Origin of the sequence: Vibrio vulnificus CMCP6, assembly GCF_000039765.1 — a bacterium.
GTDB classification, from domain to species: Bacteria; Pseudomonadota; Gammaproteobacteria; order Enterobacterales; family Vibrionaceae; genus Vibrio; species Vibrio vulnificus_B.
In genome coordinates this window covers 2,883,060-2,898,882 of the sequence record NC_004459.3, presented here as the reverse complement: position 1 = coordinate 2,898,882, position 15,823 = coordinate 2,883,060, and the positions used below count along the sequence as shown (strand labels likewise).

At 45.0% G+C, this 15,823-nt stretch carries 12 protein-coding genes; 5 read left to right on the top strand and 7 right to left on the bottom strand.

Annotation, left to right across the window (positions count from 1 at the left end):
• Nucleotides 1-66 precede the first annotated feature (66 nt).
• From nhaA to fabV, 4 genes are all read left to right on the top strand, one after another.
• Nucleotides 67-1,236 (top strand): Na+/H+ antiporter NhaA, encoded by a 1,170-nt coding sequence (gene nhaA, locus VV1_RS13485; protein WP_011080661.1) that lies wholly within the window; start codon nt 67-69, stop codon nt 1,234-1,236.
• Between the two features lie 470 nt (nt 1,237-1,706).
• Nucleotides 1,707-2,333 carry a TetR family transcriptional repressor PsrA gene (gene psrA, locus VV1_RS13480; RefSeq protein ID WP_011080660.1) on the top strand — a complete coding sequence of 209 codons (627 nt, stop codon included), beginning with the start codon at nt 1,707-1,709 and terminating at the stop codon, nt 2,331-2,333.
• A gap of 62 nt (nt 2,334-2,395) precedes the next feature.
• On the top strand, nt 2,396-4,681 hold the full coding sequence (locus VV1_RS13475; protein WP_011080659.1) for an acyl-CoA dehydrogenase: 2,286 nt from the start codon (nt 2,396-2,398) through the stop codon (nt 4,679-4,681).
• A gap of 181 nt (nt 4,682-4,862) precedes the next feature.
• Nucleotides 4,863-6,065 carry an enoyl-ACP reductase FabV gene (fabV, locus tag VV1_RS13470; protein WP_011080658.1) on the top strand — a complete coding sequence of 401 codons (1,203 nt, stop codon included), beginning with the start codon at nt 4,863-4,865 and terminating at the stop codon, nt 6,063-6,065.
• A gap of 114 nt (nt 6,066-6,179) precedes the next feature.
• Here fabV and VV1_RS13465 read toward each other — a convergent pair whose 3' ends face one another.
• Complete coding sequence (locus VV1_RS13465) at nt 6,180-7,862, bottom strand: aspartate:alanine antiporter (protein ID WP_011080657.1); 1,683 nt, start codon at nt 7,860-7,862, stop codon at nt 6,180-6,182.
• A 170-nt stretch (nt 7,863-8,032) separates the two neighbouring features.
• Nucleotides 8,033-8,296 carry a GrxA family glutaredoxin gene (locus VV1_RS13460; protein ID WP_011080656.1) on the bottom strand — a complete coding sequence of 88 codons (264 nt, stop codon included), beginning with the start codon at nt 8,294-8,296 and terminating at the stop codon, nt 8,033-8,035.
• Between the two features lie 274 nt (nt 8,297-8,570).
• Between VV1_RS13460 and VV1_RS13455 the strand changes: the two genes are divergently transcribed.
• A complete protein-coding gene (locus VV1_RS13455) occupies nt 8,571-9,818 on the top strand; it encodes an iron-containing alcohol dehydrogenase (protein WP_011080655.1) in 1,248 nt (415 codons plus the stop codon).
• 63 nt (nt 9,819-9,881) lie between these two features.
• Here VV1_RS13455 and VV1_RS13450 read toward each other — a convergent pair whose 3' ends face one another.
• From VV1_RS13450 to VV1_RS13430, 5 genes are all read right to left on the bottom strand, one after another.
• Nucleotides 9,882-10,736 (bottom strand): MurR/RpiR family transcriptional regulator, encoded by an 855-nt coding sequence (locus tag VV1_RS13450; protein WP_011080654.1) that lies wholly within the window; start codon nt 10,734-10,736, stop codon nt 9,882-9,884.
• A gap of 310 nt (nt 10,737-11,046) precedes the next feature.
• A complete protein-coding gene (gene panP / locus VV1_RS13445; RefSeq protein ID WP_011080653.1) occupies nt 11,047-12,708 on the bottom strand; it encodes a pyridoxal-dependent aspartate 1-decarboxylase PanP in 1,662 nt (553 codons plus the stop codon).
• 115 nt (nt 12,709-12,823) lie between these two features.
• Nucleotides 12,824-13,336: a hypothetical protein gene (locus tag VV1_RS13440; protein ID WP_011080652.1), complete on the bottom strand. Its 513-nt coding sequence runs from the start codon at nt 13,334-13,336 to the stop codon at nt 12,824-12,826.
• 197 nt (nt 13,337-13,533) lie between these two features.
• On the bottom strand, nt 13,534-14,439 hold the full coding sequence (locus VV1_RS13435; protein ID WP_011080651.1) for a LysO family transporter: 906 nt from the start codon (nt 14,437-14,439) through the stop codon (nt 13,534-13,536).
• A gap of 346 nt (nt 14,440-14,785) precedes the next feature.
• Nucleotides 14,786-15,706 (bottom strand): HDOD domain-containing protein, encoded by a 921-nt coding sequence (locus tag VV1_RS13430; protein WP_011080650.1) that lies wholly within the window; start codon nt 15,704-15,706, stop codon nt 14,786-14,788.
• Nucleotides 15,707-15,823 lie beyond the last annotated feature (117 nt).

Sequence of the window (15,823 nt, the reverse complement as noted above, 5' to 3'; positions counted from 1 at the left end):
TTATATATACACTGCTTACATTCTTCAAAGTTCGTTGATTACGATTATAAATAAAAGGGTGAAATCATGAACGATGTCATTCGTGACTTTTTCAAAATGGAATCTGCTGGTGGCATTTTGCTTGTGATCGCTGCCGCCATCGCAATGGTGATTGCAAACTCGCCTCTCAATGAAAGTTACCAAGCGGTTTTGCATACTTATGTATTTGGCATGTCAGTATCTCACTGGATCAATGATGGCCTAATGGCAATTTTCTTCTTGCTGATCGGCTTGGAAGTTAAGCGTGAATTATTAGAAGGCGCATTGAAATCGCGTGAAACTGCGATCTTCCCAGCGATTGCCGCAGTGGGTGGTATGTTGGCGCCAGCGCTTATCTATGTTGCTTTCAATGGAAACGATCCGGAAGCGATTAAAGGTTGGGCAATTCCAGCAGCGACCGATATTGCATTTGCTTTGGGTATCATGGCGCTGCTAGGTAAGCGCGTTCCTGTCAGTCTTAAAGTGTTCCTTTTGGCATTAGCGATCATCGATGACTTGGGCGTCGTTGTGATTATTGCGCTCTTCTACAGTGGCGATTTGTCGACACTTGCGTTGACGGTTGGATTCGCGATGACGGGTGTCTTGTTCATGCTAAACGCTAAGAATGTGACTAAGTTAATTTGGTATATCGTTGTCGGCTTTATCTTGTGGGTTGCGGTACTGAAATCCGGAGTCCATGCAACCTTGGCAGGTGTCGTGATTGGTTTCTCTATCCCATTACAGGGTAAAAAAGGTGAGCACTCTCCGTTGAAACACATGGAACATGCGCTTCACCCATATGTTGCCTTTGCTATCTTACCTGTCTTTGCCTTTGCTAACGCTGGTATCTCGCTTGAAGGGGTGTCTCTTTCTGGCTTGACTTCCATGTTGCCGCTGGGTATCGCGCTAGGACTGTTGGTTGGTAAACCACTGGGTATCTTTACGTTTAGCTGGGCAGCGGTGAAGTTTGGTGTGGCTAAATTGCCTGAAGGTGTGAACTTCAAGCATATCTTTGCCGTGTCAGTGCTCTGTGGTATCGGTTTCACCATGTCGATCTTTATTTCATCGCTGGCTTTCGGTGGTGCAAATCCAGACTTCGATACTTATTCACGACTAGGTATCTTAATGGGATCGACGACAGCGGCAGTGCTTGGTTATTTCTTACTGCATGTATCGCTGCCAAAGACAGCGGCGGAAAGTGAGAAAGCAATCAGCTAAACGACAGACTGCTAAACCATAGATTGATGCAATAAACTCAAAAGCCTCTGCAACTATCGCAGAGGCTTTTTGGTTTCTATTGGCTGTCTTAACTATTTGCCGTCCTAAATTGAGACTGACCAGAGAGTGACAAACAAAAAAAAGCCCAGTACCAATAGGGTCTGGGCAGATACAAACATAGGAGTTAATAAGATAAAGCAGCAACGTAACAGAAAGTAAGAAACAAGTTTGACGGCCAGTAGAACTTTAAATTGCCCTTTTTGTTACATCTATTCAGACCCTGCCTTTTTTAAACAGTTCCCCATTTTTTTAAAAATTTTTTCTCCAGTAATTTTTAACAGGAAAACAGCCAGATAGAGTGAAGTGATTAAACCTGGTCGGACCAATGTTGAAAAGTGTGATGTTAATTGCTTGTTAATTTATGGTGTCAAACGTATATTTCAAACAGTTGTTTGATACGGGTGATTAAAATGGCTCCAAGAAGCAGTACAAAAGAAAAAATCCTTGATGTAGCCGAAGGTTTATTTGCGGAATACGGTTTTAATGACACGTCATTGCGCACCATAACGGGTAAAGCAGGCGTTAATCTTGCGTCCGTGAATTACCATTTTGGCGATAAGAAAACCTTAGTTCGTGCAGTACTCAACCGTTATTTGGAGGCTCTGATGCCTGCGGTAAAGCAATCTCTGACTCAGCTCAACAGTCAAGAGAGCTATACGATGGATGAAGTGTTTGAGTCGCTTCGATTGCCGCTAAGAGAGCTCAATGATGTCAGGCCCAATGGTACCAGCCTTTTTATGCTTCTCATTGGTCGAGGCTATACCGACGTGCAGGGCCATCTAAGATGGTTTATCACGACACGTTACGCCGAAGTGCTGGAGCTTTTTATCGCCTCCATCCTAAAAGCCAATCCAGCATTGACGGAAGAAAAACTATTCTGGCGTTTGCACTTCACTTTAGGCACGTGTGTTTTCACCATGGCTTCTAGCCAAGCGTTAGTGGAAATTGCAGACAGTAAATTTAATCAACAGACCGACGTGAAATCTGTCGTTGATCTATTGATTCCCTATCTCTCAGCCGGCATGTCCGCTGAGTAGCTATTATTAAAATACAAACAAGGACCAACAGGTTCCACCAAGTGAACAAAAGGATCTGAACTATGTGCTCTCTAAGAAAAAAATGGGTCAGCGACCCAGCATTTAAAATGTTCAAAAAAGTACTTCCTCCTTTGTCTGAAACAGAGAAGGAAGCAATGGAAGCGGGAAGTGTTTGGTGGGACGCGGAGCTGTTTTCTGGGAAGCCAGATTTCTCCAAACTGCATCACTATCCAAAACCGACCTTGTCGGTTGAAGAGCAAGCTTTCATTGATAACGAGCTAGAAACACTGCTTGCAATGCTCGATGATCATAAGATTGTGAAAGAAGATCGTGATTTACCGAAAGAGGTGTGGGAATACCTACGTAAAGAGCGTTTTTTCTCACTGATCATTTCGAAGAAATATGGTGGCCGTCAGTTTTCTGCACTGGCGAACTCAACCATAGTAACCAAAATTGCGACACGCAGTATCAGTACCGCCGTAACGGTTATGGTACCGAACTCATTAGGCCCAGGTGAGCTCCTTTCTCACTATGGTACACAGGCACAAAAAGATTACTGGTTACCTCGTCTTGCCGATGGTACAGACATCCCTTGTTTTGCGTTGACGGGTCCAGAAGCAGGCTCGGACGCCGGTGGCATTCCCGATCAAGGCGTGGTTTGCTATGGCACGCATGAAGGCAAAGAAGTTCTCGGTATTCGTTTGAGTTGGAATAAGCGTTACATCACTCTTGCGCCTGTCGCAACCGTACTTGGTCTCGCATTTAAACTTCAAGACCCTGATCATCTGTTAGGTGATAAAACCGATGTTGGCATCACTTGTGCCTTGATTCCCGCCGATCATGAAGGTGTGGTGATTGGTGAGCGTCATGATCCTCTGGGTCTGGCGTTTATGAACGGCCCAACTCGTGGTCATGATGTGTTCATCCCGATGGACTGGCTGATTGGTGGTGCGGATTATGCTGGTAAAGGCTGGCGCATGCTGGTGGAGTGTTTATCGGCTGGGCGTGGTATTTCACTGCCTGCGCTTGGCACAGCCATTGGTCATTTGACCACGCGCACAACGGGGGCATACGCCTATGTGCGCAAACAATTTGGCATGTCGATCGGTAAGTTTGAAGGTGTTGCAGAAGCGATGGGACGAATTGGCGGTTTGACCTACTTATTGGAAGCCACTCGTACTTTGACCACAACATCGCTCGATCTGAAGGAAAAACCTGGCATTGTAACCGCTATTGCTAAGTATCACATGACGGAGATGGCGAGAACGATTCTTGATGACTCGATGGATATTCACTCTGGCCGTGCGATTCAAGATGGTCCGATGAACTACCTAGCGACCCATTATCTTGGTATCCCCGTAGCGATTACGGTTGAAGGTGCCAATATTCTTACTCGTAACCTAATGATTTTTGGCCAAGGTGCAACGCGATGCCATCCTTACGTTTTGAAAGAAATGGAAGCAGCAGCGAACCCAGATGCCAAAGAAGGTGCGAAACAATTCGACGATTTGCTGTTTAAGCACATTAAACATGCCACGTTCAATACGCTCGGTGCCTTAGGTGCCGCGCTAACTGGCTCACGCTTTGTAAAAGCACACATGAGCGGCCCAACGCAACGTTACTACAAAGACATGACTCGTCTGAGTCGCGCCTTGGCGGTCAGTGCCGATTTCGCCATGTTAACACTAGGCGGTGAATTGAAACGTAAAGAGATGATTTCTGCACGTTTGGGTGATGGCCTTAGCTATCTCTATATGGCCTCAGCAGCATTGAAAAAATATGAAGATGAAGGTCGCCAACAAGCGGATCTCAACTTCGTCCATTACGCAGTGCAGCACTGTTTGCATCACGCAGCGAAGTCGTTGAACGAAGCCTATGCTAACTTCCCAGTGAAATATGTCGGTGGCGTGCTCAAAGGGCTACTATTCCCACTTGGCAATAACTTTGCTAAACCAAGCGATGAACTCTGTGTGGATATTGCGGAAGCGATGATGACCCCAGGCGTGCAGCGCGACCGACTGACCAATCTCTGCTATATCGGCAAAGAGAAAGAGGACAGTGTTGGTTTAATGGAACAAGCGTTTCTTGCTATGTATGACATCAAACCGCTGGAGCGTAAGCTGATGAAAGCGGCAAAAGATGGCAAAGTGGCTCGTAAAGGCTTGCTGGCTGAGCGTCTGCAACAAGCGCTAGACGCCGATGTGCTAACGCAAAGTGAAGTGGATAAAATCTTGGCCGCCGATAAACTGCGTTACCAAGCAATCCAAGTGGATCACTTCAGCTTTGACTTCTCAAAGACGCTTACCAATGCGCCTGAGAAAAAAAAGAAGTTAACTAGCGCGGCGTAGCGCCATCGCAGTGAAGAGACGAACCAAGCACCTCAAATGAGGTGCTTTTTCGTATGGTTAGCAATAGAAATCGGTGCATAGAGCTCCAACCACTTGCATTTTCAGCGCATTTTTACAGAAATTAGATGCGAATAGGCGACGAACCTTTTATCCTTACACAGTTTTTTAAAGGAAGTTGAATATGATCATCAAACCTAAAATTCGTGGATTTATCTGTACTACAACGCACCCAGTGGGTTGTGAAGCTAATGTAAAAGAACAAATTGCTTACACCAAAGCACAAGGCCCTATCAAAAACGCACCAAAACGCGTACTTGTTGTGGGTGCATCCAGTGGCTACGGCTTATCTTCTCGTATTGCAGCTGCTTTCGGTGGTGGTGCGGCCACTATCGGTGTTTTCTTCGAGAAAGAAGGCTCAGAGAAGAAACCAGGCACCGCAGGTTTTTACAATGCCGCAGCATTTGAGAAACTGGCTCGTGAAGAAGGTTTGTACGCAAAAAGCTTAAACGGCGATGCGTTTTCTAACGAAGCAAAACAAAAAACAATCGACCTAATCAAAGAAGATTTGGGTCAAGTGGATATGGTTGTTTACTCTTTGGCTTCGCCTGTTCGTAAGTTACCAGAAACGGGCGAGCTTATTCGTTCAGCGCTAAAACCTATTGGCCAAACTTACACCTCAACGGCGGTTGATACCAACAAAGACATCATTATTGAAGCCAGTGTGGAACCTGCAACTGAGCAGGAAATCCAAGACACGGTAACGGTTATGGGTGGTGAAGATTGGGAACTTTGGATTAATGCGCTAGCAGAAGCGGGTGTGTTGGCAGACGGTTGTAAAACCGTTGCTTACAGCTACATCGGTACTGAATTAACCTGGCCTATCTACTGGGATGGTGCGCTGGGTAAAGCGAAAATGGATCTCGATCGCGCAGCGTCTGCACTGAACGATAAACTCTCTGCCACTGGCGGTAGTGCAAATGTTGCAGTGCTTAAGTCTGTTGTGACTCAAGCAAGTTCAGCGATTCCAGTGATGCCTCTGTATATCGCGATGGTCTTCAAAAAGATGCGTGAAGAAGGCGTTCACGAAGGTTGTATGGAACAGATCTACCGCATGTTTAGCCAGCGTCTGTATAAAGAAGATGGCAGTGCGGCAGAAGTGGACGAGAAAAACCGTCTTCGCCTCGACGATTGGGAATTGCGCGATGATATTCAAGAGCATTGCCGTAACCTATGGCCACAAATCACCACTGAGAATCTAAAAGAGCTGACTGACTACGTTGAGTACAAAGAAGAGTTCTTGAAGCTATTTGGTTTCGGCATTGATGGCGTAGATTACGAAGCAGACGTTAACCCAGACGTTGCAACGGATTTTATTGCTATCTAGTTTCTATACCGTAGCAAAGCATCAAACTGGGTTGTGCTACCGTCAACGAAACAGACAAATAGAATGAAAAAGGCGCTTGTAAGCGCCTTTTTTGTATCCAAAGAGTGTGTTTGGTTAGCTGAGTATGATCAAAATGGTGCCTGCTAAGGTCATTAAGATATTGGCAATCGCGTAAGTGCCAGCATAACCTAATGCTGGAATCGTTGATTTGGCGTACTCGTTAACAATGTCCATTGCGGGTGCACATGTCCTCGCACCGATGATGGCGCCAAATAGCAGTGCTCGGTTCATTTTCAGCACATAAGCCCCAACCAAATAAGCAAAAAAGACCGGGACGACACTGACCAAAAACGCGATACCAATGATCTGCGGACCGACTTGTGTCAGGTGTTCAAACATTTTTCCACCTGCACTTAAACCGATGCCGACCATAAAGATCATCAGCCCTAGATCTTTAACCATGTTCAAAGCCCCTTGCGGTACATAACCAAACGTTGGGTGGTTTGCTCGCAAGAAACCTAGCGTGATACCCGAAAGCAGTAGGCCGACAGCATTGCCCAAGCTAAAAGAAACTTGGCCAAATGTCATGGTGACCAAACCGAACATAATGCCTAAGATAAAGAAACTACAGAAAGCGAGTAGGTCCGCGATTTGGCTGTGAATCGAGATAAAGCCGATTCTCTCTGCAAGGCCATGCACACGGCTTTTTTCGCCACTGACCTGTAAAATATCACCTTTCGCAAGCACGATATCGAGATCCATCGGCATCTCAATTTGCGCGCGGATAACGCGGTTAAGGAAACAGCCATATTCCGATAGATTGAGATCGGATAATCGCTTGCCTGCGATCGCATCACTTTTTACAACGATTTCTTCTTCGACAATTCGAAGGTCGAGAAGGTTACGGTCAAAAACTTCCTTGCCGTTGCGGAAGCTTGGATCCAGACGTGCATGGCTGTCGGGAAAGCCTACCAGCGCAATTTCATCACCTTCTTGCAAAATAGCATCACCATCTGGATGGGCGAGGATGCCATGGCGTCGAATTCGTTCGATATAACAGCCGGTTTGACGATAAATACCCAATTCGCGTAGGTTTTTACCGTCAGTCCAGTTGATCAGCTCTGGACCCACTCGGTAAGCTCGAATAATCGGTAGGTAAACCTTACGTTGTCCAGAGCCTCCCAAACCACGCTCTTGAGCAATTTGCTGCGCAGAATCAGAGAGGTTTTGCTTTTGCAGTCTTGGTAGCAATTTAGCGAACATAATCATGCTAATAAGACCGACAAGGTAAGCCATGGCGTAACCCACAGACAAGTTTTCTAAAACCAGTGAAAACTCCATGTTTCTCGGGATGGTTGCCAAACCTGAGTTGAGCGCATCTTGTGCACCTACCAAGACCGGAGTCGCCGTTAATGCGCCTGCCATCATCCCCGCAGAGAGACCAAAATCGAGGCCCATATAGTGGCTAGCAAAATAGGAGATAGACACCGCTGTCACCAACACCACCATACTCAGTGTGAAGTAGTGTTTTCCATCGCGGAAGAAAATACCAAAAAAGTTCGGGCCGGCCTCAATACCAACACAGTAAATGAACAGCATAAAGCCAATGGTGAGCGCTTCTGCATTAAACGAGAAGCCCAAGTGACCCATGATGAGTGAAGTAATTAAGACACCAATTGAATTTCCTAATTGCATGTTTGCAATACGGACTTTTCCAAAGGCAAGACCAATAGCCAATACAACAAAAATCAGCAGTATTGGATTTTGTTGAAGAAGAAGTACGACGTCTATGTTCACGTTGTCGCTCAAAAGTTTGGTTCAGGAACAGGGTTAAACTCGGATTGTAACGAAATATCAATAAAAGATAAGTGAAATTTTTTAAGTTCTGTAATTAGTTACGTTGTTTTGAACCAGCGACAACAAAAAGCAATAAAAAACCCGCTTAGAAGCGGGTTTCATAGATTCGATTAATCGAACAGGCCAAGATGCTCTTTTGCGTAAGCTTCGAAGTCATCACAACCACCGATGTGCTGTTGATCGATGAAGATTTGTGGAACCGTTTCAACGGGTTTGCCAACGGTTTTTTCTAGGTCAGCTTTAGAAATGCCTTCCGCTTGGATGTCTACGTAACGGTAGTTGAAATCGTCGCGCTTTGCTTTAAGAGTTTCTGCGTGTTCTTTAGCACGAACACAGTAAGGGCATGCCGGACGACCAAAAATAACTACGAACATGTTCTTTCTCCTTTATTTTGATACCGCAACTATGCCCGATCCGTAAGCGGAAATAAAGAGACAAATGCCTGTTGTTTCGATAGGAAAAAACTATTGAATAAGAGTTAAACAGTTTTTCCAATCTGCAGTGTGAGGCGGGCTATAAAGTCTTATAAAAATTAAGGTTATTGGCAACAAATTGCACTTGGTCAATTTTTTTACGTACAAAGATAGGCAAAGTGAAACGACACCTAAGATTTTACTCGTAGTTTCTAATATTAAGAGGCAATGCAGTATGTTCCAGTTTATGACCGCAACACGAATTATTTTTGGCGAAGGCGCGTTACAGTCCTCACTCTCTATCCTCAGTCAGTTTGGTTACAGTGCTTTATTGGTCACAGGAAAAGATCTTGCGAGGGCGATGCCCATTATTGGCTATTTCAAATCACAGAATATTCGTTATCAGCATGTCGCGATCAGTGGTGAACCTAATATTACTATGGTGGAGGAAACGGCCGTCATAGGTAGAAAGTTTAAGCCAGACATGGTTGTCGCTATTGGTGGGGGGAGTGTTATTGATATGGGTAAAGCGCTGGCTGCGATCATCCCCAATCAAGGCGATGTGTACGACTACGTCGAAGTGGTGGGCAGAAATGTGCCATTAAAAACACAACCTATACACTTTATCGCCATTCCGACGACGGCCAGCACTGGATCGGAAGTGACGCGAAATGCGGTATTAAAATCGGGACAGGATAAAGTGAAAGTGAGTCTGCGCAGTCCGGATATGCTTGCCGATGTGGCGATTGTCGACCCGACACTCACCTATGGTACTGATGCCTATACATCCGGCCGTGGCGCGATGGATGCCTTTACCCATTTAATGGAAGCCTATGTCTGTGGTGAGCCGAATCCGCTGACGGATATGATATGTGAAGAAGGGCTACGACGATTAAGTCACTCTATCATTCCGGGTTGCTTACAAGATGATTACAAAGCGCGCTCAGACTTGGCATTTTCCGCAATGCTCGGTGGAATGGCGATCACCAATGCTAAATTAGGTGCGGCTCATGGTTTAGCTTCAGCCCTTGGTGGAAAGCTGGATGCACCACACAGTGTGATCACTGCGCAGCTCGCGCCACATGTGATGAACGAAAATATTATGGCGGCGCGAGAAGCGGGCAGAGCCGACGTGCTCACTCGTTATAAGTCTTTGGCTCGATTGGTCACAAAAAATGGTGACGCTAGTGAGTTAGAAGGCGTGGAATGGGTTAAAGGTGTCTTGGATAAGTTGCAGCTTCCTGAGCTGAGTCAGTTTGGTGTCTGTTCGACATCGTTTGATGCGGTCGCGGAAGATGCCTTGCGCTCAGTTGCGATTAAAGGAAACCCTTTGCCACTGACTAAAGCGAGGTTGATCTATATATTGGAGCAAGTTTGTCAGTGCCGTTTGCGTTCTGAGCAAACCCAGCAAGAAGCCACTGGATGCGCACAGTTTATCGAGAGTGAAGACTACAATCTCGAAATGGGGAATGAGATAAAATAACGGAGCCGTCAGGCTCCGTGATTCGTATTGAGAGTATCGCTTTCAACCAGAATTGGCTTGCGATTAGAAATGCGTAAGTTTGTCGTATCGGCTGTCTTTCAACGCCTCTTTGACGCGCTTGAGATTTTCTCTAAAACCGGTTCCTCGGCGTAAAGTAAAGCCCGTCGCAAGTACATCGATAACGGTCATTTGAACCACACGGCTCGCCATTGGCATATACACGTCGGTATCTTCTGGTACGTCGAGAGAAATGGCTAATGAGGCCGCTTTTTCCAAAGGTGAATCTTTTGCTGTCACTGCAATAACGGTTGCGCCATTCTCTCGAGCAAGATTTGCGATCTCCACTAAGCTCTTAGTGCGGCCTGTATGTGAGATGAGAACAAATACGTCATTGTCACTGCAGTTAATGCAACTCATGCGTTGCATCACGACATCTTCAAAACAAGTAATCGGGATATTAAATCGAATAAACTTGTTTTGCGCGTCTTTCGCCACGGCAGAAGAGGCACCTAATCCAAAGAAAGAGATGCGTTTTGCTTGAGTTAGCAAATCCACAGCACGATTCACTTGCATAGGATCTAAGCTATTTTTGGCAACATCCAAGCACGCCATAGTCGATTCAAAAATCTTATGCGTGTAGGCGTCAGGGCCATCGTCTTCTTCGACGTTACGGTTTACATAAGGGGTACCATTCGCCAGACTCTGTGCTAAGTGCAGTTTAAAGTCAGGGAAACCTTTCGTATCCAAGCGACGGCAAAAACGGTTAACCGTAGGCTCACTGACATCGGCCATTTTGGCCAATGTAGCAATGCTAGAGTGAATAGCTGTTTGTGGAGACGCCATGATTACTTCGGCAACCTTGCGTTCAGATTTACTGAAATTCTCCAGATTTTTTTGAATTTTTTCTAATGTGTTCATAGTGTTCACGAGGGCATAGAGAACAACTCGCTGATTTTATCATTGGGCAACGACTGCTCTTGGGCAAAGTGCATACCCCAATTGATAAACGGCTATCAGCGCCATGAAATGAGTATAAACCTATTACTCAATGGGTCTAAACCAAATAGCCATACTATTTGGTGAGAATTTGACAAGCCTCAAACAAAATTTTGTTTAAACTACAAAACTGGATGTTCAAGCGCGTAATTGCTCTTAGTCTGGCACAATATTGACGTCGAAGTTACAGCAAAACGAAAGAAAATTTCATTTTGCTGTTACTTGTTTGGACTCAGCTCGACTGAGTGCTGGTTAGAATGCCATCTGCTAACTTGTTGATTTTTGCCAACAGATTTGGCGCTTGATGAACAATGATATTTCTTTGTTCTTCCAACACGGATGCAAGGATGTCAAAGCTGGTCAGTGGGTTTGCCAACACAACGCGGAAAACAATGGTGTTCATGCGAGACCAATGTGCGGGATTAAGGCGTGTGCGCGATACAAATGAGCGACCAGTCTCACGTTGGCGTTTTTGAGTGAACTTGGTGAGTTCATTCAGTAGCTCGTTGAGCTCTAATTGTTGTTTTGCGTTGGCTGCAGCTAAGGCTTGTTTCACTCGAGCTGGGATATAGCGATAGGTGAGCAGACAAAGCTCAGGTTCGGAGATCAGCTCAAAATCATCCTGTTGTTTGATCAAATCAGCAAAGTATTTTGCTTTTTCAATACTTTGATTGATGAGCAGCTCGTAGCCAGGGCGGCTGATGATATGCATGCTGGCATAAACCAACATTGCCATGCCTGAACGAGAACCTTCTAGTGTGTGACTACCCAAGTCTTTAGAACCTTTCCGCAGAATATATTGAGCGTGATGCTCGATCGATTTCATTGCGTTAGGATCTTTGAATAGCACCATTCCTGCGCCCATTGGGATATACAGTTGCTTATGCGCGTCAATCGTCACAGAGTCGGCAAGTTCAACACCATCGAGTAGGGAGCGATACTTGTTTGACATTAATGTTGCGCCGCCCCAAGCCGCGTCAACATGGAAATGACAGCCATATTTTTGGCAAATTTTTGCCATTTCTGCTAATGGATCGACGCTACCCGTCTCCGTTGTCCCTGCTACTCCGATGACGGCAAATGGTTTGATGTTTTGCGCTTGCAACTCTTTAATTTTCGCTTCGAGAGCATCGGGACAAACACGATTGTTTTCGTCGGTTTTGATGGCCACCAAGCCTGCTTGGCCAATACCTAGAACATCCGCGGCTTTTTTTAGCGAGTAATGACCACGCTCAGAAACCAACACCGCAAGCCCTTCGTAGCCATAGTGTTTCATCGCACGGAAAAGCCCTTCTTTCTCAACACCTTTAAAGTCGCCTTGCGCACGTAACGCATTGTTACGTGCTACCCAAAGGGCCGTGATGTTGGCGATGGTTCCACCTGAACAAAACGCCCCTAAGGAGTGCTCTGCACTGTGCATCCAATGAGAGTAAAACGCTTCATCTTGCGAATAAATTAAGCGATGTAACATACCTAAAACCTGACGCTCGAGCGGCGTAAAGGCTTTCGATGTCTCGATTTTTACCAAGTTTTGGTTTAGCGCAATCATGATTTTTGATAGAGGCATCAAAAAGTATGGGAGCGCAGAAGTCATATGACCGATAAAACTGGGTGACGACGTATGCACAGAGTGCGATACCAAAGTATTGAGTAGGTGCTCAGTATGGTCTGAGACAAAGGACGGTCGCTCTGGGATCTGAGCAGAAGAAAAGTCTTTCTCGATTTCACGTAAAGGCTTTTCTTCTGCCACGATGTGTTCACCGAGGAATTTGTTTAAGTTTTGTGAGAGCTTTGCTTCGATTTGAGTCAGTGTTGAATCAGGACCCTCTGGGATAGTGAAGATCTTCAGTAGGCTATCAAAGCTGACATCAGCGGTTTTTTGTTCCATTGCCATATAACAAATCGATTTAATTATACTAGTCGTTCGAGCGAGACAATCTAAACCAAAACGGGAACAATGTCCCGTTTTAATTAACAAATCATCGTTTACTGAATAGAAAGGGAAAGGCTTATTGACACTTAACTTCGTCTACTTTTGCGATGGCTTTATTGTATCGCGACAAGGCGGTGTCGATCTGTTGAGGATGGCTCAATAAATCGGCGAAAGCAGAGCGAAGCTCATAGTTTTTCTCATGATTAGCCGCTTGGCGATCATTAAACGTGCGTTGTGCAATTTCACCAAGCTCATCGCTACGACTCGCCAGCTGTTTAATATCACTTTGCTCAAGCTGAAGCCAACTTTCAATCGGTTTATCGACGGATACTCGGCTTGGGTCATGTTTGAGATAATAGTGTACGGCAGCTCGGTTGAGTTCGAAATGATGTTTTCGACCTTCTAAAAACCAGTTGCTGACTTCGGTTAAATCTGGGTATTTGCTGCTAGTGAGCTCAGCAAGATCTGAATACCAGTTTAGTGATGCATCGATGTACGCATCGTATTTTTGGGCCAAACATTGGTCATTCGCTGCCAATGCAAAAGATGATGTAGACGCTAGCATTAGAGCAACAACGAAGCGTTTCATAGTGATTCCTTTTTTGAGCGATATCCTTTCTACGTGAAGCAGTAGTGGATCGGGTTGAGTTCAATGACCCCAAAAACACAGTGACCTATGCGCATGGAAGTCCATTGGTTTACCGTCTACCTGCAAATCCCAGTAGTTTAGGTATGTTATTATTTTTGTTCGCTAGTGTAGCGGAAATGAATCCACCATCATGCGATCTAGCTAGCAAGTGACACAAAGAATAGCATTAATACCGGCACTAATAGGCTCAGAATAAAGCCACTTACTATGGCTATGGGAACACAACGTACTCCGCCAGTGGTTTGAATCACAGGCAAAGTAAAATCCATCGCAGTTGCGCCAGCGTAGCCAATTGCGGTGCAGGGGCGAGAACGAATCAATAAAGGGATGACCACCAGCGCTAACAATTCGCGCAGTAGTTCAATCATAAAGGATGCTCCGCCGAAGATAGGACCAAAGGCATCTCCCATCAGAATGCCCGCCAGTGAGTACCAACCAAAGCCCGATGCCATGGCAAGCGCCTGGTAAGTTGGAATATCAAGAATTTTTCCTGCAATTAGGCCACCAACCATAGAGGTGCTTATGATGACTAAAGCGATGACCATACCTTGTTTGTTCAGGAGAATCTGCCTTAGGGTTAGGCCACTGTTACGCAGTTGAATACCAATAAAGAAAAGTAAAACGAAAAGAATCCACTCACTGGCGGTGTCTACCCAATCTAAACTGATCGGCAACATGAGGCCAATAAGCAGGCCGCCACCGACAACAAAAATAAGCTTTAAGGACTCCATCGCCATGGCTGAAAGAGGTGGCTTTTTTTGTGAGGTATCTGTCTCAACGGGCAAAAGACGATCAACAAGAGGAAGCACGGCTAAATTACACAAACCTAAGCAAAGGAAAAAAGTGCCAGTGTAAGTGAGGATGACCTGTAAATTTGCACTCAGGTTGTCTAACGCAGCCAAACTTAATCCCATCAGCGATAAAATCACATAGATAAGATGTGATGTAATCTTATTGATCTTAGCCAATGTAGAAGGATTAGCGATTGGTATTAAATACCCCACCACAAGTGGGGCGAAGATAAACAGCATCCCTGACAGCATGCAGGCTCCCGAGTAAGATTGATAGTGCGAAATGTTAGATATGTACGTGGGACGTTGAGTCCATTCAACGGTGTAAAACTATCATGAAATTAATGTGAAGTAACCATCACATCTCAATAGAAAGCCTTAAATTTTAGAATGCTAAGTTGAGAGAGGACTCAGTGAGGTAAAATTTATTGAGCTGATGAATGATTGGTTGTGGGTGATATTATTACGTGATTTCATCCCAGTTTTCGACGAAATAACTGGGATGAAGACTTTACCTTAAAGAGAGACACGTTACCGATTGAATAACATCAAAAGTGGTTTTTATAAAAGCTAATGCGATGTCATAAAAAGGGAGGTATTAAAAGCCACTTGAATTAAGTACTTGATTCACCATTTCCTGGAATTCATCTTCTGATAAATTACTCAATTCAAATAACACCTCAGCACCCACTAAATTAAACTCCACTTCGTGGTCATCAATTCGTTCATCTTGGTTTCTAAACATTAATAAGTGGTTTGCGATACGCGCAATATCGAGATAAGTCACTTCCTGACGCTGAGAGCGATAAGCTTGATTGGAAGATACTTCGACGAAGTCACTATCAAACTCCCAGTTTTCCAAGACTAATTTACTGGTCGCAGCACAACGAGTTTGGAATATTTGTAGCGCGATTTGTTGGTCAAGGTAGTTTCCTTTATCCAGATAGAGGTGGTATTCATTGACCAAGCAAAACAGACCAATATCCGCAAGTAGGCCAACCAACAAGGCTTTTTCTGGCTCTAAATAGTCATACTTTGCTGCCGCATGTTTTCTAAAGGCATTGACGACCATCACCATTACAGCGCCCAATTGGCGAGAAACGGCAGCGCTGTTAATCAGTACCGCATTGCACTCTTTGTTAAGATTGACAGAATGCTTCAACTGCTCGATGGCCTGAGCGGTGACAATGTCTCTGACTCTTAGAATGCCGAGTCGAGATACTGCCGTGGTCAAATCGGTACAGGTGATATTGCGGCGATTAAAAATGACTGAGTTTGCCACTCTAATGACAATGGCGGCTAGCCCGGGGTCTTCTAAAAGACATTCAGCGACATCGTTGATGCCAGTGGATTCTTGGGTGCAAAGTTGTTGAATTTTTAAGACAACATCAGGGATTGGAGGTAGAGCGACTTTACCAGTAGCAAGCGACTGCTCGACCAGTTGAGCGAACTCAGTTTCCAACGCTTGAATCAGTAAGTCCTTATTATTCGGCAACCAGAAAAAAGATAAGTGTTCCATAGATATTTTGAGCCAAAGTGCTTTCGTACAGTGTACTAGTAGCGAGTTGATCAGTGCAAGAAATTGCCATCATGACAATAGTTTAATTGCTGCTTTTTCGTCCGTAGTGCTTAATGT